Annotated in this window: 15 protein-coding genes and 1 tRNA gene; 11 read left to right on the forward strand and 5 right to left on the reverse strand. The window is 65.1% G+C overall.

Annotated elements, in window-relative coordinates:
* Window positions 1-58 precede the first annotated feature (58 nt).
* From RZN05_RS18110 to RZN05_RS18145, 8 genes are all read left to right on the forward strand, one after another.
* Window positions 59-1,684, forward strand: coding sequence for a hypothetical protein (locus tag RZN05_RS18110; protein ID WP_317228083.1), 1,626 nt, complete (start codon window positions 59-61; stop codon window positions 1,682-1,684).
* A complete protein-coding gene (locus RZN05_RS18115) occupies window positions 1,681-3,282 on the forward strand; it encodes a Dyp-type peroxidase (protein WP_317228084.1) in 1,602 nt (533 codons plus the stop codon). The genes RZN05_RS18110 and RZN05_RS18115 overlap by 4 nt, the downstream gene beginning before the upstream one ends.
* Window positions 3,279-4,514, forward strand: a complete 1,236-nt coding sequence (locus RZN05_RS18120) for a cytochrome P450 (RefSeq protein WP_317228085.1) — start codon at window positions 3,279-3,281, stop codon at window positions 4,512-4,514. Before RZN05_RS18115 ends, RZN05_RS18120 begins: the two co-directional genes overlap by 4 nt.
* Window positions 4,515-4,757: 243 nt before the next feature.
* Window positions 4,758-7,904, forward strand: coding sequence for a TonB-dependent receptor (locus tag RZN05_RS18125; protein ID WP_317228086.1), 3,147 nt, complete (start codon window positions 4,758-4,760; stop codon window positions 7,902-7,904).
* Window positions 7,905-7,968: 64 nt separating this feature from the next.
* Window positions 7,969-8,862, forward strand: a complete 894-nt coding sequence (locus RZN05_RS18130; RefSeq protein WP_317228087.1) for an ROK family protein — start codon at window positions 7,969-7,971, stop codon at window positions 8,860-8,862.
* A 213-nt stretch (window positions 8,863-9,075) separates the two neighbouring features.
* On the forward strand, window positions 9,076-9,624 hold the full coding sequence (locus tag RZN05_RS18135; RefSeq protein ID WP_317228088.1) for a hypothetical protein: 549 nt from the start codon (window positions 9,076-9,078) through the stop codon (window positions 9,622-9,624).
* Window positions 9,614-9,865, forward strand: coding sequence for a hypothetical protein (locus RZN05_RS18140; RefSeq protein ID WP_317228089.1), 252 nt, complete (start codon window positions 9,614-9,616; stop codon window positions 9,863-9,865). Before RZN05_RS18135 ends, RZN05_RS18140 begins: the two co-directional genes overlap by 11 nt.
* Before the next feature lie 142 nt (window positions 9,866-10,007).
* Window positions 10,008-10,664, forward strand: a complete 657-nt coding sequence (locus RZN05_RS18145; protein WP_317228090.1) for a hypothetical protein — start codon at window positions 10,008-10,010, stop codon at window positions 10,662-10,664.
* A 37-nt stretch (window positions 10,665-10,701) separates the two neighbouring features.
* On the opposite strand, the gene RZN05_RS18150 is transcribed toward RZN05_RS18145, so the two are convergent.
* Complete coding sequence (locus RZN05_RS18150; protein ID WP_317228091.1) at window positions 10,702-11,325, reverse strand: DNA-3-methyladenine glycosylase family protein; 624 nt, start codon at window positions 11,323-11,325, stop codon at window positions 10,702-10,704.
* Between the two features lie 62 nt (window positions 11,326-11,387).
* On the opposite strand from RZN05_RS18150, the gene RZN05_RS18155 reads away from it, so the two are divergent.
* On the forward strand, window positions 11,388-11,705 hold the full coding sequence (locus tag RZN05_RS18155; RefSeq protein ID WP_317228092.1) for a 2Fe-2S iron-sulfur cluster-binding protein: 318 nt from the start codon (window positions 11,388-11,390) through the stop codon (window positions 11,703-11,705).
* A 31-nt stretch (window positions 11,706-11,736) separates the two neighbouring features.
* Here the strand turns inward: RZN05_RS18155 and RZN05_RS18160 are convergent, their stop codons facing one another.
* The gene (locus RZN05_RS18160) at window positions 11,737-13,695 is read right to left on the reverse strand and encodes a hybrid sensor histidine kinase/response regulator (RefSeq protein WP_317228093.1); all 1,959 of its coding nucleotides are present in this window, start codon (window positions 13,693-13,695) and stop codon (window positions 11,737-11,739) included.
* A gap of 85 nt (window positions 13,696-13,780) precedes the next feature.
* A complete protein-coding gene (locus RZN05_RS18165) occupies window positions 13,781-14,545 on the reverse strand; it encodes a DUF1134 domain-containing protein (protein WP_394804836.1) in 765 nt (254 codons plus the stop codon).
* Window positions 14,546-14,702: 157 nt separating this feature from the next.
* On the opposite strand from RZN05_RS18165, the gene RZN05_RS18170 reads away from it, so the two are divergent.
* A tRNA-Ser gene (locus RZN05_RS18170) sits at window positions 14,703-14,792 on the forward strand.
* Between the two features lie 818 nt (window positions 14,793-15,610).
* Window positions 15,611-15,802: a hypothetical protein gene (locus RZN05_RS18175; protein WP_317228094.1), complete on the forward strand. Its 192-nt coding sequence runs from the start codon at window positions 15,611-15,613 to the stop codon at window positions 15,800-15,802.
* A 19-nt stretch (window positions 15,803-15,821) separates the two neighbouring features.
* Here RZN05_RS18175 and RZN05_RS18180 read toward each other — a convergent pair whose 3' ends face one another.
* Window positions 15,822-16,853 (reverse strand): hypothetical protein, encoded by a 1,032-nt coding sequence (locus RZN05_RS18180; protein ID WP_317228095.1) that lies wholly within the window; start codon window positions 16,851-16,853, stop codon window positions 15,822-15,824.
* A 92-nt stretch (window positions 16,854-16,945) separates the two neighbouring features.
* Window positions 16,946-18,721, reverse strand: a complete 1,776-nt coding sequence (locus tag RZN05_RS18185; RefSeq protein WP_317228096.1) for an ABC transporter ATP-binding protein — start codon at window positions 18,719-18,721, stop codon at window positions 16,946-16,948.
* Window positions 18,722-18,759 lie beyond the last annotated feature (38 nt).

The following is an 18,759-nucleotide window of genomic DNA, read 5'->3' on the forward strand; positions in this document are numbered from 1 at the left end:
TTGATAGCCGACTCGCGGTTTGCCAGGGGCGGCAGCCGCGTGTGCCGGGGGGATGTGCATGCGTCAGACCACCTTGTCCGTGGCGCTCGAGGTAAAGCCCGAGAGCTACGATCATTTGTCGTCGTTGCTCGACAAGCTGCGCAACAGGCGCAATCCCGATCCTTCGGGGGGCGAAGGGCCGTTCGCGGATTTCCTCACGCGGGTGCCGGCGGTGCACTTCATGTCGCTGAGCGTGTTCCCGGGGTTCGACTATGATCCGCTGTTCGTCATCGAGGCCAATTTCGACGGCGAGAAGGGGCCGTTCTGGGGGCAGCTCGAATCGGCGATCGGGCCCGAGCTGCGGGCGATGCTGCGCTGCTGCAAGCGTCCGCTCGACAATGCCGGGCCGCTGTTCGATTCGATCACCGCGCCCGACGCGCGCGCGCCGATCGCGCCCTATCTCGAGCGGCGCTCGCTGACGCCGACAGTGTTCCACCAAGGCAATCGCGGGATGACGCGCGACCGTATCCTGGCCGAGCACAAATTGTTCGAGGCGACGCGCGTCGAGCTGGCCTGCGCCAATGTCGATGGGCCCAATCCCTATCGCGTGCTCACCCCGCGCCAGATCCACGCCAAGCTACGCGCCGCGGTGCTGCCCGACTTCGCCTGGCTCAACCAGAAGGCGCCGGCGCGGATCACGCTGGCGCAGAATATCGGCGACTGGGTGCGGCTGATCGGCTTCATCGTCGCCACCGTGTTCGTGCTGTCGGTGCCCGGGCTGTTCCTGAGGCTGGCGATGCCGTGGGACCGCTACCTGATCCTGCTGGTCCTCGTCTTCGCGGGGATCGCGCTGCTGCTCAAGAAGATCGGCGTCGCGCTGCCGGGGACGGGAATCGCGACCAAGTTCAGCTTCCTGAAGTTCTTCTTCAAGCAATTGCCGCCGCTGCTGCTGTTCGTCGCGGGCTATCTGGTGATCGCAGTGGCGATCGGGACACCGCTGTCGATGCTGGCCACCGCGCGCAATTTCGACGCGGCGTGGCGCGGGATGATCGAGTGGCTGCTCTGGGGGCTCGCCGGCGCGCCGGTGGTGGTCGCGGCGATCGTGCTGTGGCTGCGCGTGATCGAGCGGCGCGATTCATCGCAGGACGCGCCGCCCGTCGATCCCATGATGCTGCGCGAGATGGCGCGGCGCGAGGACTGGATCCCGCAGAACCATATGGGCTCGGTGGTGCTGATCAAGCCGGGCATTCTTCGGGCGATCCTTATCCGCGCGGGGCATCGCGGGCTGGGGCTGGTGCTGCGGATCGTCGCGCGCAGCGGCTATCTCGGATCGATGCGGACGATCCATTTCGCGCACTGGGCGATGGTCAACAACCGATCCCGGCTGATGTTCTTCTCGAATTTCGACCAGACCTGGGAGAGCTATCTCGACGACTTCATCGAGAAGGCGCATGCCGGGTTGACGCTGGCCTGGTGCTGCGGGGTCGGCTTCCCGCCGACTCGCTTCCTGGTCAAGGACGGCGCGAGCCACGGTCGCCAGTTCAAGGAATGGGCGCGACATTCGATGACGGTCAGCCGCTTCTGGTACTCGGCCTATAAGGACCTCACCGCCGAGCAGATCGAGCGGAATTTCCGCATCGCGGTGGGCTTACGCAAGCGAACTCTCTCGGACAAGGACGCCGTTTTGTGGATCAACGACCTGTGAGCGGCGCTCCGAAGGGCCCGCCGAGCTGGAAGCTCGCCCCGCCGCACGACACGCTGACCCAGGGGATGGTGGTCAGCGGCTTCGCCTCGCTGCCCACCGGCCGCGCGCTGTTCCTGCAATTCTGCTGGGACGGGGTTCGCCAGAAAGGCGGCGGCGACTGGCTCGCCGCGGTGCAGGCGGTGGCGCCGATCACCGATGCCGACGGCAAGGACGAGCGCGCCGCGTCGATCGCCCTGACCTGGGAGGGGCTCCGGAAGATGGGGCTCGACAAGAGTACGCTCGCGTCGTTCGATCGGCCGTTCCAGGAAGGCATGTTCCAGGAGGACCGGCTGCGCCGGCTGGGCGACCGCCGCGAGGGCAAGTGGCTGTCGCCGGTCATCCCGGGCGGGCCGAAATGGAGCGGCAACACGCCCGTCGACAACAAGGGCTGCGGCATGGCCGACGCGCACGCCTTCGACGATCTGGACCAAGTGAGAGAGACGATGGTCGAGACGCCGATCACCGTCCACGCGCTGCTGATGCTCTACGAGAAGGACGAGGAGACCGCCGAGGCCTGGTGCGCGACGGTGAGCGATGCGCTCAAGCCGCACGACGTCCAAGTCGTCTACGGCCTGCCGCTCGACCTGCGGCCCGACCCGCGCGGCATCGCGCGCGAGCATTTCGGCTTCGCCGACGGCGTGTCGCAGCCCGCGCCGTACGAGCCGGGCACGGTGATCATCAAGAGCGGCGAGGATTATCCGCACGATTACTGGAACGGCGTGCCGCTCGGCGAAGTGCTGATGGGGCACGTCAACGGCCATCACGAAGTCGCGCTGGGGCCGGTGGTCGCCGACAGCGAAGCAGGGCGCAAGGCGGGGTTGCCGGCGCATCCGCGCGGCGAGGGGTTCCTCGATCTCGGGCTCGACGGCAGCTATATGGTGGTGCGCGAATTGAAGCAGGACGTCGCGGCGTTCTGGAATTCGATGGACGCCGCCGCGGCGCGGATCAACCAGCGCGATCCCGAGCATTCGGGGCATATCACGGCCGAATGGATCGCCAATCGCGTGATCGGCCGCGACCTCGACGGCAATCTGCTGTGCCCGAACAGCAAGACCGGCGTGCTGCCGGTCGATAAGTACGACCAGCCCGACAACGATTTCCTGTTCTACGATCGCGACCGGCTCGGCCACGGCTGCCCGCTCGGCAGCCATGTCCGTCGCGGCAATCCGCGCGACGGGCTCGCGCCCAAGCCGAGCGACAAGCAGACGCTGCTCGACGCGGCGAACAATCACCGCATCCTGCGGCGCGGACGGAAATACGGGCCCGATATCCTGGAAAAGCGCGTCGACGACGGCAAGGATCGCGGGCTGCTGTTCATCTGCCTCAACACCGACATCACCCGCCAGTTCGAGTTCGTCCAGCAGACCTGGATGCTCAACCCGAACTTCGCCTTCCTCTATGACGAAGTCGATCCGCTGCTCGGGCCCAAGGGGATGCTGACCATCCCCGAAAAGCCTCTGCGGCGGATCATCGAAGTCGACACCTTCGTCCAGATGGCGGGCGGCGAATATTTCTTCCTGCCGAGCATGCCGGCAATCCGCTATCTGGCGTCGCTATGAGCGCGCTTACTTCGCGCGACGTGCTGCGGCCGGGGCCCAAGGGGTTCAAGGCGGTAGTGCAGCGGCTGGTGTTCGCGCTGATGCCGAGCTTCTTCACCTTCCTGCGGCGCTGGAAGCCGGTGATGAAGCTGGGCAACAACTATCTCACTTCGCGCTACGACGATGTACGCGAAGTGTTCGCCACCGATCCCGCGTTCGGCGTGGTCTACAAGCCGCATCTCGACGTCATCATGGGCGGCCAGCCCTTCTTCCTCGGCATGGGCGACACGCCGCAATATCGCCACGACACCGATGCGATGCGCAAGGTGGTGCGGCCCGACGACCTGCCGGTGCTCGCCGCGCGGACGCAAGCGCAGGCGGCCGAGATCGTCGCGGGCGCCAACGGCAAGATCGACGTGGTCGACACGCTGGTGCGGCGGGTGACCTTCACGATGCTGGGCGAGTATCTCGGCGTGCCCGAGCCGAAGGACGGCGACCTGCGGGTCTGGGCGACGCGGCTGTTCGAGTTTCAGTTCGCCGACCAGGGCAACGATCCGGCGCTGCGCGCCGAAGTCGACGAGATCGCCCCGGCATTGCGCGCGCATATCCAGAGCGAGATCGAGCGGCGGCGCGCCGATCCGGGCCCGGACGACGTGCTGTCGCGCTGCCTCGCGCTGCAGAAAGCGGGCGATCCGGCGTATAGCGACGATTTCATCCGCACCTCACTGATGGGGTTCATCGTCGGCGGGCCCCCGCAGCCACCGATGGTGGTGCCGCAGGCGATGGAGCAGTTGCTTCGCCGGCCCCCGGCGCTGGCCGCGGCGCAGGCTGCGGCGCGGGCGGACGACGACGATCGGCTGCGCGCCTATGTGATGGAGGCGATGCGCTTCGACCCGCTCGCGCCCGGGCTGCCGCGAGTGGCATTGACCGACTGGACGCTCGGCACGGGGACGTCGCACGCATCGACGATCCCGGCGGGTGCGCAAGTGCTCGCGGCGTTCGCCTCGGCGATGATGGATCCGCGCCGCGTCGCCAATCCGCGGGTGTTCGATCCGAACCGCCCGGCGAGCGACTATATGCATTTCGGCTTCGGGCTGCACGAATGCTTCGGGCGGCACATCAACCATGCGACGCTGCACCTGATGCTCAAGCCGCTGCTTGCGCAGCCCAACCTTCGGCGCGCGCCGGGGAAGGCAGGGAAGCTCGTCAAGAACGGCCCGTTCGCCGAGCGGCTGGTGGTCGCGTACGGCTAGCATCCGGCGCTCAGGCGGAGGCCTGGGCGAGGGTTTCGAACGATCGGCGTGTCGCCAGCGCTCCGGCCTTCACCGAAGCACGGCTACGCGTTTCACGATGGTGTTCCGTCGGCGCGCAATGCTGCCAGCCATGTTCAAATGTATGAGTTGACAGCCCAGCCCTCCAGGCATAGCCCTATGTGACCGCTAACATCGGCCGACCGGTGACGCGGCGATGGCCCGCAAGAGGCCGATGGAGGGGATATGGACACTCGAACTGCACGTGGATTCTCCGCGCGGCGCGCCGGTGCGCTCGTCGCGATCCTGCTCGCCGGTACCGCCTGGCCCGTGCTAGCGCAGACCGCGCCCGAGCCGCAGGATCCGCCCGCGACGGTCGAAGGGCCGACCAGCCCCGAAGACGAGATCGTCGTCAGCGGCTATCGCGCCAGCCTGGAAAGCTCGACCCGCGCGAAGAAGGAATCGACCGGCTTCGTCGACACGATCTTCGCCGAAGACATCGGCAAGTTCCCCGACACCAACATCGCCGAGAGCTTCAACCGCATCCCCGGCGTGACGATCAGCCGCGAGGTTACCGGCGAGGGGCTCAGCGTCGCGATCCGCGGGCTGGGCACCAACTTCACCAAGGTGCTGCTCAACGGCGCGCCGGTCGCGGTCGCCTCGACCGGGCGGACCGATTCGCAGAACACCAACCGCGAAGTCGATCTCGACCTGTTCCCGACCGAACTGTTCACGTCGCTCACCGTCACCAAGAGCGGGATGGCGAGCATGATCGAGGGCGGCGCGGCGGGGACGGTCAACATGCGCAGCGCGCGGCCGTTCGACCGCGAAGGCACGCACGTGACCTATGGCGGCCAGCTCACCAAGAACACCCAGTCGGACAAATGGGGCTATCGCGGCTCGCTGCTCGCGAGCACGACGATGGGCGAATTCGGGCTGCTGGTCGGCGTGGCGGGGGTGCACAACCAGGTCCGCTCCACGGGCTTCGAGACGATCGGCTGGACCAATCCCAACCTGTCGGCCGCACAATGCGGCGCGACGACGGGATGCAACCCCACCGGCGGCGGCAACTGGACGATCCCGGCGACGGTCCCCGCCAATGCCGGCAACGGGCTCACCGCAGGCGCGGCGATCGACCAGGCGTTCCTGCTCGCGCGCAATCCCGGCGCCACGATCCAGCAGATCGACAACGGCATCATTCCCCGGCTCGGCCGGCCGATGTTCGAGGAGGGAACCAAGGACCGGATCAACGCGATCGCCAGCCTGGAATATAAGGGCGAACGCTTCCACGCGTATGTCGACGCGATGTACGGCTGGAAAGACAACCAGCTCGAACGTGTCGACGTGAACTGGGTGGGCCGTAACGGCGCTGCGATCCCGCTCAATACCACCTTTGACCGCACCGATTGCGCCGCGGGCTGCGTCGTCACCGGCGGCACCTATGCCAATGCGCAGTTCTTCCTCGAATATCGCCCGCACCTGGAGACGGTGAAGTTCTGGGGCGTCAATCCCGGGCTCGAGTTCGACATCACCGACACGCTCAAGTTCGACGTGCAGGGCAATTACACGAAGAGCGATTTCCATCGCGAATCGCCGAGCGTGCTGGTGATTACACCGGCCAGCTCGGGGGTCACGGTGAACTACAGCAACGATGGCGGCGACATGCCGGTGATCGGCACCAATATCGATCTCAACAATCCTGCCAGTTTCGGTTGGCCGGGCGGGCGCGTGAACATCCAGGACGAGCGGCGACGCACCGAGACCAAGGGCGTGCGCGGCAACCTGACCTGGGGTGACAGCGACTTCGCGATCAAGGCGGGCGCCGCCTATGACGACGTGTCGCGGACGATCCGCGCGTTCGACAACAGCCAGGCGTGGCAGAACGCGGTGTGCGGCAACCAGCCGACCGTGTTCCTGCCGAGCCCCAACACCCAGCCGCCGTGCAACGGCCTGGTCCAGCCCGGCGCCGCGCCGGCGGGGTATCCAAGCTACCCGCTCTACGGCACCGGCTACACCGCGGGCGCCACAGGGCCGGTGCGCTATCTCGGCTCGCTGATCTCCAATGCGCAGGTGCCGAGCTTCCTGCGGCCGACATCGGCGGGGTTCGTCACGGTAGACTGGGAGAAATTCAAGGCGGCGTCGAACTATGACGCGTTCCACGACAGCGCGCCCGAGGCGGGCGGCGCCAATACCGGCGCCAGCGGCGGCTATGTCCGCGAGAAGACCCTCGGCTTCTATGCCGAGGTCAACGGCAATGCCTCGTTCGGCGACAGCAGGCTCCAGTATAATGCGGGGCTGCGCTACGTCCGCACCAAGCAAACGATCGGCGGGCGGGTCACTGCGCCCGATCCGCGCAACGGCGTCGATCCCGACGGCGCCGGGCCGCTGCCCAATGCGTGCCCGGGCACCGGCAACCCGCGCGACGGCGCCTGCTATCCCAACATCGTCAACTTCATCTACACCGAGACCGACTACGACAATTGGCTGCCCTCGGCGAGCGGCGCGTTCCACATCAACGACGTCGCGGTGGTCCGTGCCTCGGCGTCGCGGACGATGACGCGGCCCAACCCCAATACGATGCTGCCGGGGCTGAGCTTCAGCTCGCCCTCGGCCGACGCGGCGACGATCGGCAATCCGGCGCTCGATCCGTATCTATCGACCAATTTCGACCTCGGCTTCGAATATTATACCGGGCAGGAGGGCTATGTCGGCTTCACCGCGTTCCGCAAGGCGATCACGGGCTTTACGGTGAACAGCACGAGCACGGTGCCGTTCGGGTTCCTGGCGCCGTACGGCATCACCTTCGACACGCTGTCGCCGACGCAGCAGGCGGCGATCGTCGCGCGCGGCGGGGCGTCGGCGGCGAACATCACGCTCCAGCAGCAAGTCAACGCCAGCGGCACGCTGAAGGTCAATGGGCTCGAGGCGACCTGGGTCCAGCCGCTCGACTTCCTGCTCGGGCGGTATCTTGGGTTGAACGGCTTCGGCTTCAACGCCAATCTCACGCTGATCGACCAGACTGGCTCTGGCGCGGCGCCGGCGGTGGCGGTGGGCGTGGCGCCGGTCACCTACAACCTCACCGGCTATTACGAGAAGAACGGGCTGAGCGTGCGGCTGTCGACCACCTTCCAGCGCGGCTCGGTGTCGTCGGATGCCAACCAGAACAGCATCAGCGCGGCGCGGCTCTATTCGGACGATTACCAGCAGTTCGACATGTCGGCGAGCGTCGATTTCGCCGAGCTGTTCGACGTCAAATGGGCGCCGCAGCTGACCCTCGACGTGATCAACCTCACCAAGACCAAGCAGCGCAGTTACTTCCAGTTCGAGAACGCCGCCTTCACGCTCTACAATCCAGGCCGGCAAGTGATGATCGGGCTGCGCGGCAGGTTCTAGGCGGCGGTAGCGCCGGGCGGCCTTTTTGCTTTTGCCGCGTGTTTGACTGAGCTACCGCACCTGCATGGTTTCGATTGTACCGCTGATTGCCGGCGTCGAGCTCGGCGGCACCAAATGCATCGCGACGCTCGGCACCGGGCCCGGCGACGTGCGCGCGCAGCAGACGATCCCGACCACCGATCCGGAGACGACGCTGGCGGCGATCGAGGCGGTGCTCGACGGCTGGCGCTTCGACGCGATCGGCGTGGCGAGCTTTGGCCCGCTCCAGCTTGACACCGGTGCACCCGATTATGGCGCGATCACTGTGACGACCAAGCCGGGCTGGAGCGGCACCGATCTCGTCCGCGGGCTCGATCGACGCTATGGCCGGCCGATCGGCTTCCAGACCGACGTCAACGGTGCGGCGCTTGCCGAGGGGCGCTGGGGTGCGGCGCTGGGGCTCTCGACCCATGCCTACATCACGATCGGCACCGGCGTTGGCGTCGGGCTGGTCGCGGGCGGGCGACCGGTGCAGGGCGTCGCGCATGGCGAGGCCGGGCACATGCGCGTGCCGCGTGCGCCGGGCGACAGCTATGCCGGCTGGTGCCGCTTCCACGGCGATTGCGTCGAAGGGCTGATCTCGGGCCCCGCGCTGGCCGAGCGCTTCGGTCGGCCGGGCAGGGAACTCGCGGAGGACCGCCCCGAATGGGATCTATTCGTCCACGATCTGGGCGGGCTGCTCCACAACCTCGTCACGCTCGCCGCGCCCGAGCGGATCGCGATCGGCGGCGGGGTGATCGCCGCGCGCGAGCACCTGTTGCCGCGATTGCGGGCGCGGCTCGCGGAAAGCCTGGGCGGCTATGGCTCGCTGGCCGGTTATGCCGAGGAACTCGACGCGCGGCTGGGCCCGCCAGGGCTCGGCGCGATGGCGGGGCCGCTCGGGGCGCTGGCGGTGGGGCTGGAGGTGGTAGGGGGCTGAACAGGCGCGGTGGACCGGAAGCTCGACGAGCATGAGAGAGGTAGGCGCCAACAGCCACGCGCCTGAACTAGGCCCTCAGAGTCGGCGCTGCGCTTCCCGAACCGCAATCTGATGGAATCAACCCCTTGCCTGCGCGTTCTGCTTCGGCGAGGTTCCCGGCTTGGCGGACGCGTTCGCGACCCGTATTTTCATCGAGACCGGGATGTGGCGCCCATGAGCGGAATCAGCATCAAAATCTCCGGAATTTCACCGCAGGTGGCGGCGATCACCGTGCGGATTGTCGGCGATGGATGCCTGACCGGAGGCGCGGCGGGTTTCAGCTTGTCCGGCGCCACGCACGGCGTTGCGCTCACCGGCGACACAATCCGCTTCACACCGGCCTTCCAGGGTTCGGCGACGCAGAATATCGATCTTGCGATCGCCATGCCGCTGGGTTCCGATGGCGATCCCGTGATCCAGATCGACGCCGAACTCGGCGTGCTTGCGGCGGGCGCCGCGACCTCTCCGCCACTGTTCCCGGGCCCGTGGCCGAACCCGTCCTCCTTATTGGGCAGGCCTTCTGGGATTGGGTTCGGCGAGGTGGCGGGGACCCTCGGGCAATTCCTGCCCTTTGCGCAGTCGCCAGCAGGTATGGGGCCGTTCTCGCCGGCAGCGCCGGCGGTGGAACAGCAGATCACCGTCGCATGGCCAACTGCAACCGAGCGGCGGAGCGAGCGGGCAGCGGTCGGCATGCCGCTGACCCTCGCTGGATATGCCGGATAGCCTGACAACCTGGTCACCGTCGCTGCCGCCCGAGCGGATCGCGATCGGCGGCGGGGTGATCGCGGCGCGCGAGCACCTGTTCCCGCGATTGCGGGCACGGTTGGCGGAAAGCCTGGGCGGCTATGGCTCGCTGGCCGGCTATGTGGGGGAGTTCGACGACAGGCTGGGTCCGCCGGGGTTAGGCGCGATAGCGGGACCGCTAGGGGCGCTGGCGGTTAGCCTCGGCGCGGTAGGCGCCTGAGACGGGACTGCGCCTCGCGCTCGATGGTTAGTAAAGGTTAGGCGAAACGCAGTTTGCGCGCATGGGTGCCCGACGTTTCAGAGAGCAATCATGAAAGCTTAGCGCCCTAGGCAAGCAGACGAAATCCTACATTGCAAGGGTGATGACTGGGATTGGGTGGATTGCAGACATCAGCGGGGCTTCCAACTTTCCAACCCGCCGCTACCGTTGGATTATGCCGAACCAAACTAAAAAGCGCGCACGGCGTCGTACCAAGGCTTTGCCGCCAACACCTGCATTCAAACGCATTAACTCTCTCAAGAAGGTGCCGGACCTCACAGCCGCCATCACAGCGGCCACTTTGCTCGAAGGTGCGCTTGAGCGTGCTTTGACGAAGCGCATGGCTCGAATGACAGCGGCTGAGCACAATCAGCTTTTCCATTCCGGTCCGCTTCGCAATTTCCAACCGAAGGTAGATATGGGCCGTGCGCTTGCTCTATTCGGCGCCGAAACGGAGGCAGATTTTAGAGCCGTGGCCCAAGTTCGCAACGAGTTCGCCCACAGCTTCTCCGATGTCGAATTTACCACACCCAAGATCAGTAAAATCTGTTTTGAAATGAAGCGACCCGAGAAACGTGCTGTCGATTTATTTTCGGGTACGTGGGGAGAAGAAGACCGCATCCTAACCGATACGGAAGTGCTGTCCTCGCCAAAATTTAGATATTTGAAGACGGTCTCAATGCTGCTGTTGCTATTGGAAGGCTCAACCTTGCAACGTCCAAAGCGAGATCGGGCAACTTGGCCAAGGTTTAATTCTTAGAGGAACGTCCGCAATGGGGCGAAAGCGGTCGAATGCCTCAGATCACGTCCATGTCGGTCTTGTAGTGATGCCATGCCAGGATCGCCGCTGCCCCCCGATGCGGGCTCCACGGCAGCGACCACGCCCGCACCTGCTTTTCCGATGGTCGCTCGGCATGGCCGAGGATGCGGCCGATCTCGATCTGCACCGCCAGGTCGCCTGCCGGCCAGATGTCGGGGCGACCCTCGGCGAAGAGCAGGTAGATCTCGGCGGACCAGCGGCCGATGCCCTTGATCCGCGTGAGTGCGGCGATGGCTTCCTCGTCGTCCTCGGGCAGATGCGCGAGGTCGAGCCGGCCGCTGGTGACTTCGTCGGCAAGGCTGCGGGCGTACCCCGCTTTCTGGCGCGAGAGGCCGGCAGCGCGCAGTTCCTCGTCGGTGGCGTTGGCGACGGTGTCGGGGTTGGTGAGGTCGCCCAGGCCGGCGGCGAGCTTGTTCCAGATCGATTGCGCCGCGGCGACGCTGACCTGCTGGCCGACGATCGTGCGCAGCAAGGTCTCGTAGCCGCGGTCGCGCAGCCGCGGTTCGGGATAGCCGGCGCGCTTGACCGCCGCGGCAAAGGCGGGCTCGACCTTGGCAAGCGCGTCGATCGAGGCCTTCAGCTGGCTTTCACTCAGGCCCATATAGCGGCATCCTTGAATCGAGGGGGCATCGGCGGCATGGGTGGCAGGCCAAGGAGAATTGCATGCCCAAGCTTATCGTCGTCACCAGGGAAGGGGAAGAACGCGAAGTCGAGGGCGAGACGGGCCTGAGCGTGATGGAAGTGATCCGCGACAACGGGTTCGACGAGCTGCTCGCCATCTGCGGCGGCTGCTGCAGTTGCGCGACGTGCCACGTCCATGTCGACCCGGAATTTGCGGCCAAACTGCCGCCGATGAGCGAGGACGAGAACGACCTGCTCGACAGCTCGATGGACCGCGACGAACGCTCGCGACTATCGTGCCAGCTGCAGTTCACCCCGGCGCTGGACGGGCTGCGGGTGACGATCGCCGCGGAGGATTGAGCTGATCGCTCTCCGGCGGCGCCAGACGAGCCTAGCGCCGCTTGCGCGGGGCGAACTTGACCACGGTGCCTTGCGAATGCCGCGCGGCGACAGCGACTTCGACCGCGGATAGCAGCTGGTTCTGGCGAAACGGCTTGGCCAGCCTCGGCAGATCCTCGGCAGTGCCCTCGGGCAGTTCGGCATAGCCCGAGACGAGCAGCACCGGCAGCGTCGGCCAGCCGGCCTGCGCGGCCAAGGCGAGCTGGGCGCCGTTCATTTCGGGCATCGCGAAGTCTGTGACGAGCAGGTCGACGCGGTTCTCGCTGAGCAGCTGGAGCGCGGCCTTGCCCGACTGGGCCTGGAACACGCGATGCCCGGCATCTTCGAGCATCGCCGCAGTGTTGGTCAGCACCAGCGCATCGTCGTCGACCGCCAGCACGACGAGCTGGCCTTGCGCGTTGGCCGCGCCGGCATCGACTGCGGCGCGCGGCTCGGCCTGGCCGTCGGAGGCGGGGAGCCAGATGTCGGCGGTGGTGCCTTCGCCGCTGCGGCTGTCGAGCAGCAGACGGCCGCCGCATTGCTCGGCAAAGCCCTGGACCATCGAAAGCCCCAGCCCGGTGCCCTTGCCGACGCCCTTGGTCGTGTAGAACGGCTCGGTGGCGCGCGCGAGCGTATCCGCATCCATGCCGCGCCCGGTGTCGCTCACCGACAGGCAGACATAGTCGCCGGCGCGGAGGCCCTCGCCCGGCAGGACGTGCTCCTCGCGCGCCGCGATCACGATCCGGCCACCCGCTGGCATCGCATCGCGCGCGTTGACCGCTAGGTTGAGCAGCGCGAGCTCGAGCTGCGCGGGATCGGCGCGGACATGCTTCACCAGCAGCGGAAACTGGGTGTCGATCCGCACGCCGCCGCCGATCGTGTGCTGGAGCAGCTCGGCCATGCCACGGACCAGTGCCGTGGGGTCGACGGTCTCGAGCTTCAATTCCTGCTTGCGGGCGAAGGCGAGCATGCGCTGGGTCAGCGTAGCGCCGCGCTCGGCCGCTTTCATCGCATTGTCGATGAAACGCGAGATATCGCCGCCACCGGCCATTTTCCGGCGCGCGAGATCGAGGCTCCCGACGATCGCGGCGAGCAGATTGTTGAAATCATGCGCGACGCCGCCGGTGAGCTTACCGATCGCCTCCATCTTCTGCGCCTGGAAAAACGCCTCGCGCGCCTGTTCGAGCGCGAGCTGCGACTGGCGGCGCTCGGTCAGGTCGCGGGTGATCTTGGCGAAGCCGATCAGCGTCCCCGAGGGATCGTGGATCGGATCGAGAACGACGTTCGCCCAGAAGCGCGTGCCGTCCTTGCGGACGCGCCAGCCCTCGGCCTCGAACCGGCCCTCGTCACGCGCGGCGGCGAGCGCCTTGCGCGGGATGCCGGCTTCGCGATCCTCTTCGGTGTAGAAGCTGGAGAAGTGCCGGCCGATGATCTCGTCGGCGACATAGCCCTTGAAGCGCTCGGCCCCGGCATTCCAGCTGGCGACATGCCCGTCCACGTCGAGCATGTAGATGGCGTAATCGGTCACGCTCTCGACGAGCAGGCGAAAGCGTTCCTCGCTGCGGCGCAGGGCCTCGTCGTTGGCGCGGCGCTCGGTCAGGTCGCGGGTTACCTTGGCGAAACCGATCAACCCGCCCGAGGGCGCGCGGATCGGCTCGATGACGACATTGGCCCAGAATTGCGTGCCGTCCTTGCGGACGCGCCAGCCCTCGGCCTCGAACCGGCCGTCCTGCTCGGCGGTGCGCAGCGCGAAGGCGGGGACCTCCGCGGCGCGATCCTCGATCGTGTAGAAGCGCGAGAAATGCTGGCCGATGATCTCGTCGGGGGCATAGCCCTTGAAGCGCTCGGCCCCGGCATTCCAGCTGACCACGATGCCCGTGGGATCGAGCATGTAGATGGCGTGATCGCCGACGCTCTGGACGAGCAGGTCGAAACGATTGGTGCCGGGCGCCAAGGAAGCGTCGGTCGTCATGGGTTCCCTCGCGGGCCCACCTATGACCCGGCTCAGGCCCCAAAACGCGCGTGCCGGACCTCGGTTCCCGGGCCGGCGGCGCCGGTCAGAAGGGCAGCCAGCGCTGCTTCTCGCTGAACTTCATGTATCCTGCGTTGACGCCGAGCCGCCAGCCGACGCCGAGGCGCACCGGGATCAGCACGACATCGCCGCGGCGCATATAGCTCGCCGAGAAGCCGCCGACGAAATAGACGCGGCCCTCGCCCGCCGGGAAGCGCTTGTAGAGCTCCTGGCTGTCATAGAGATTGTAGACGAGCACGAAGACCTTGTTGGCGTCGCCGCCGACGTCGAAGCCGATCGACGGGCCGGTCCAGTAGACCTTGCGCTGGCCCTCGATCTTGTGGAACAGCTCGCCCGAGCCGTAGCGTAGCCCGACGCCGATCGCGCCGCCGGCTTCGCGCCCGGCGATATAGGCATTGGGCTCGCCCTGGTCCTTGAGGATGTCCTCGACGATTCCGGCAAGGCCCGAGGCGCCCTTCCCGAATACGCCCTCTGCGGCGGCGAGCAGGTCGTCGCGGGCATAGGTGTCGTTGGCGGCCGAGGCGCGGGCATTGGCGGCGGCATTGTTGGCGGGCGGCGGCGTGATGGGCTGGGGATAGACCGGTTGCGGATCGATGGGCGCCTCCCGCGGAACCTGCTGATAGGCGCCCTGATCGATCGGCTGGGGATCGTTGCGCGGCGGCGGGGGCGTGTCGAGGTCCGAATCGATCGCGGTGTTGGGATCGATCGTGGTGATCTGCGCCGCGGCGGGAACCGCGCCGAGCCCGAGCGCGGCCGTCGCCGCCCACAGCATCAAGGTCGCCAAGCGCATCCGTCAAACCCCCAAGAAAATCCGGCGTTCACGCTAGGGCGATGTGCCTGACGCTGCAATGAACGGTCGGTAATGCGAATCGATTTTGCGCCAAGGCGGTTCTGCCGTTGATCGCGCAAAAGACCGTCGCTATAGGCCTCCGCTTCGAGCCTCTTGCGGAGACGTGGGTGAGTGGCTGAAACCAACGCTTTGCTAAAGCGTCATACGGGAAACCGTATCGAGGGTTCGAATCCCTCCGTCTCCGCCAGTATTTTGATTTCATTGAGTTTTCTGAAATCGGGCTTCCCGGCTAACATGCCGGTAAAGGGGCCATGCGCGCCGATCTACGCCATCACAAAGCGATCGACGCCCCGGATCCATGATAACCCGAGCGGTCTTCCCTAGTGTGCGGTCGTCGTTGGATTCGACGATCCGGGAGATTGTATCACGCGCGGGGTTCGGGGGGACTAGTTCGCATCGCTGCTCCCGGTAAGCGAAGGACTGAATGTTCGTGCGTTCCCTCGGCGCGGCGCGATGATGCGCTCTTCGCAAGCCGATATAGGCGGTTTGCCTCCTGAAAGCGGCGCGCGCACCATCCCGGTATCGGAACGCCATCGGCTGCATCCTCGCTCTATTCGCCGCAGGAATGCGCCAATTACCTTGCTAGGTGCGACTACGATGCAGGTTGGTCGAAAACCGCGCTAGGAGGCTGCGGAAGTTCCACGCAACTCAGAATGTCGAGTTCCGGATGACCTTGCGGTCCCGGAGGGAATTTATCCCTGCGATGCGTCAGGCAAGCGAAACTGGAAACGAAAGGCCCTGCGCGGACAAGATCTTTTGGCGTCTGTGCATGCTCAACCAAATACCATCCGGAGTCCGGTATAATATAGGTTGAGTCTGAATGACTTGCACCTTGCGAAAAAATCGCTGCGAGCATGGCGACGATCATCCGCTTCATCCTCACCCGACGTTACCGATTACAAAAAATGGAGACGTCATCACCATTTTCGCCGCCATCAGACATGGTCTGTGACGAATTTATGACAAAGTCAATCGTGGCTTACTGCTCACAGGTAGCGTTGTCAGGTGCAAAAAATCGAGCCGTTCTCAACTGACAGTTGGTGGGTGCGTTTCGAAGAAGCGATGCGGAACGTGTCGCTGGTCACGACTGCCGGCATCGGCTTGGGCAAAGTAAATAACCAGCGACGCATCTATCGAATGGTCGATGCGCCTCCGGCTGGCCTCAAATCATTCCGTCCCGATACCGCGACGAAATGATCCGGCTGCCCCGCGATCGCTATGCGGTCACAGAGCACCAGGCCAAGGCTTTCTCAGATTGCCGATACAGTTCCTCCGGCGCGATGCCCGGTCCGCCTGCGCGCCGCGCATTTCGCGATGCTGCTACGATATGTTCCTTGAGGAGGCGGAAGTCGCCGGTATCTCGGTACACTTGGATCAGGAAAAACGGGAAATGCTTCCTGAGCGAGGCATCGCTCCCGTCCGCGTCGGGCACGGGCTCAACCTCGACGAATCGTCTCACGGTCGATGCGAGGGCGGCGTCATCCTCCGCGCGGCCCCGGTCCAACAGGCGGAGCCACCGAAAGCCGCTGATATTGTGATTGGCCTCCTGTCGCGCGATCGCATCCATCACGGCGACTACGGGAGACGAGACGCCGGCCCGCTCGAGCTGGTACGCGCCTTCCGCGCTCGCGATGGTGCCGCGGCCCTCATACAGGCAGTGCTCGATTACCATATATTCAAGCGGCGACGTGCACCCGCGCACGAGTTCCCAGTTTCCGAGTCGATCTTCGGGAATCCATTCTCGTTCAGAGTGATCGATCCCAAGAAGGCGACCGATTGCTTCGAGGTGAAGCGCTTCCTCGTAGAGGAGATTCATCAACTCGAGCGTAAGCTCCGGAGGATTGTCCAGATAACAAAGCGCGTACGCTGCTGAACTGATGACGATCTTTTCGGCGCTGTCCAGCCTGGCTGCGGCCTTGCTGACAACACGATAGTCTTCGCCGTCCAGCAACGTAAAATCGAAATTCATCGAGAGGCGGGCTTGGCCGGTCGTCGACTCATTGTCGAGATAGCGGCTGGCGGTCACGCTCAAGGGTCGCACTGCCGCGACCTCCGTGGTATTCGCCCAATGACCGTTCTCCTTGGCCAGGAGCGAATAGGCATCGCTCAGGCGACCGATTTCGAAGGACCGGGTATCCCAATCCTCGACATAGTGGCCGGACGCCAAAGGCTGAGCAAGATTGCGAACCTGTTCGAGGATGGTCGTGGATGGGATAGTCTTGTCAGCGATCATTTCCTCGACGATCATAAAACGCTCCTGTTAATTGCAAGCATAATAGCGAATGTGCGTAGAAAGAAATGAATAAAGTTAAGCGTGCATGCAGGGCGATCATATTGCTTCTATATTTGCATGGGTCTCGTCATCTCGGCCTGCATCGCAGGCTGCATTTTTGCTTCATGTGAATAATAGTTACGATGCAGTTCGGCAAAGTGCGTCGATTGCTTCAGCAGGTCCTGGTACGTGCCGTCCCCCACGATCGCGCCCTCGTTCAGCACCAAGACTCGGTCTGCGCGCCTGACCGTCGCAAGGCGATGCGCGATGATGAGAACGGTCCGTCCCGCCATAAGCCGGCCAAGCGCTTGCTGGATGGCGCGCTCGGTCGCCGGATCCAGACTGGCGGTCGGCTCGTCGAGCACGAGTATCGACGGTTGCTGCAGGAATACTCTCGCCACAGCGATCATCTGACGTTGACCCACGGAGACGCCGCGCCGGCTGTTGTCGATGCGGTCGTCCAGGTCGAAGGGCACGATCCGCTCCCAAAGATCGGCGCCGATTGCCCGAATGACATCCATGACATCCGAACGGGGCGCGCCGGGGCGGGCGTAGGCAATGTTCTCCGCCACGGTTCCATTGAAAAGATAGGGAAATTGCGGGACCATGCCGACCTGGCGCCGATAGTCGGCCAGCATCATCGAACGCACGTCCCGCCCGTCGACCAGCAGCTCCCCCCCGTCATATTCATGGCTTCGTGAAATCAGCTTCGCCAGCGTGGACTTGCCCGCACCCGTTTCTCCGACGATGGCGACGACCTGCTTGGCGGGGATGTACAGGTCCAGGTTTTCGAAGACTTTGCTTGTGGCGCTGTAGCTGAAGGTCACGGACCGGAGTTCGATGCTACCGTCCAGGGCGGCGACCGGTTCACTGCCCGATCGGATCGAAGAGTCCCTGTCGTCGATCAAGGCGAAGACCCGCTCGCTGGCGGCCAGGCCTTGCTGGAAAAGGCTCCAGAAGGAGGCGGCCTGCGTAAGGGGCACCCACAATGCGCCCAGAGCGCTTATGGCGAAATACCACTCGCCAGTGGACAACGACCCCAGCTGCGACAATCGGCCGCCAACGTACAAGGTCGCCACCGTTCCCAGTCCTGCGAGCAAGGTAAGCACAGGCAGGATCATCGAGTAGATCAGGCCCTGTCGCAGATAGACCTGGTACGATAGCCGGTTGAGCTGGTCGAACTCGCGGTAGGTCGAGTCCTCTTGCCCGAAGCCCTTCGTAACGCCGATGCCCGCCATGGACTCGTGCACATTGGCGGTGATCCGCGCCATCACTCTGCGGGTGCTGGTGGCTGCGGTCCTTGCCACGCGACGGAACAGCAAGGTAGTCGACACGAGCAGCGGCACGATCGCGACAAGCAGAAAGCCGAGGGCTATCTGGATGTAGAAAACGAGACCGCCAAGGAGGATGACGAGGAACAACTGGCTGACGAAGTTGAGGGTCAAGGTAAGAACCGAGGCGAAACCCTCGGTGTCCCCGGTCACCCTGCTAAGCACCTGGCCCGGAGAGTGCCGATCGAAAAAGGCGGCATCCTTGGCGAGCGCCGCGTCGGTGGCATCGATCTGGAGGCGGCGGACCGTCTGGCCCACCAGGCCGGCTGTCAGCCATTGGCGACCCCAGTTCAACGCCCAGCCGCTCACCGCCAATGCCGTTACGATCATGCAAAGCTGCGCGTTTGAAATGCTGCCGCGGAGCCGCCCGTCGATGGTCACTGCGATCACCACGGGCAGGGCAGAGGCCACCAGCGATGAACCTACCGCCAACAGGGCTGCCATCAGCAGGGGCTGGATCCCCGACTGCAAGTAACGTCCGATCCGCACGAGCAATTGCGGCGTGCTGTACACGCGGTCGTAGTCATCGGCACGCAAGCCACTGAATAAGG

Origin of the sequence: Sphingomonas sp. HF-S4 (genome assembly GCF_032911445.1) — a bacterium.
In the GTDB taxonomy this organism is placed as follows: Bacteria; Pseudomonadota; Alphaproteobacteria; order Sphingomonadales; family Sphingomonadaceae; genus Sphingomonas; species Sphingomonas agrestis.

Bases quoted from the DNA above. Each gene is read 5' to 3' on its own strand.
- RZN05_RS18110 (WP_317228083.1), top strand. From the start codon at position 59: ATGCGTCAGACCACCTTGTCCGTGGCGCTCGAGGTAAAGCCCGAGAGC.
- RZN05_RS18120 (WP_317228085.1), top strand. From the start codon at position 3,279: ATGAGCGCGCTTACTTCGCGCGACGTGCTGCGGCCGGGGCCCAAGGGG.
- RZN05_RS18125 (WP_317228086.1), top strand. From the start codon at position 4,758: ATGGACACTCGAACTGCACGTGGATTCTCCGCGCGGCGCGCCGGTGCG.
- RZN05_RS18130 (WP_317228087.1), top strand. From the start codon at position 7,969: ATGGTTTCGATTGTACCGCTGATTGCCGGCGTCGAGCTCGGCGGCACC.
- RZN05_RS18135 (WP_317228088.1), top strand. From the start codon at position 9,076: ATGAGCGGAATCAGCATCAAAATCTCCGGAATTTCACCGCAGGTGGCG.
- RZN05_RS18140 (WP_317228089.1), top strand. From the start codon at position 9,614: ATGCCGGATAGCCTGACAACCTGGTCACCGTCGCTGCCGCCCGAGCGG.
- RZN05_RS18145 (WP_317228090.1), top strand. From the start codon at position 10,008: ATGACTGGGATTGGGTGGATTGCAGACATCAGCGGGGCTTCCAACTTT.
- RZN05_RS18150 (WP_317228091.1), bottom strand. From the start codon at position 11,325: ATGGGCCTGAGTGAAAGCCAGCTGAAGGCCTCGATCGACGCGCTTGCC.
- RZN05_RS18155 (WP_317228092.1), top strand. From the start codon at position 11,388: ATGCCCAAGCTTATCGTCGTCACCAGGGAAGGGGAAGAACGCGAAGTC.
- RZN05_RS18160 (WP_317228093.1), bottom strand. From the start codon at position 13,695: ATGACGACCGACGCTTCCTTGGCGCCCGGCACCAATCGTTTCGACCTG.
- RZN05_RS18165 (WP_394804836.1), bottom strand. From the start codon at position 14,545: ATGCGCTTGGCGACCTTGATGCTGTGGGCGGCGACGGCCGCGCTCGGG.
- RZN05_RS18180 (WP_317228095.1), bottom strand. From the start codon at position 16,853: ATGATCGTCGAGGAAATGATCGCTGACAAGACTATCCCATCCACGACC.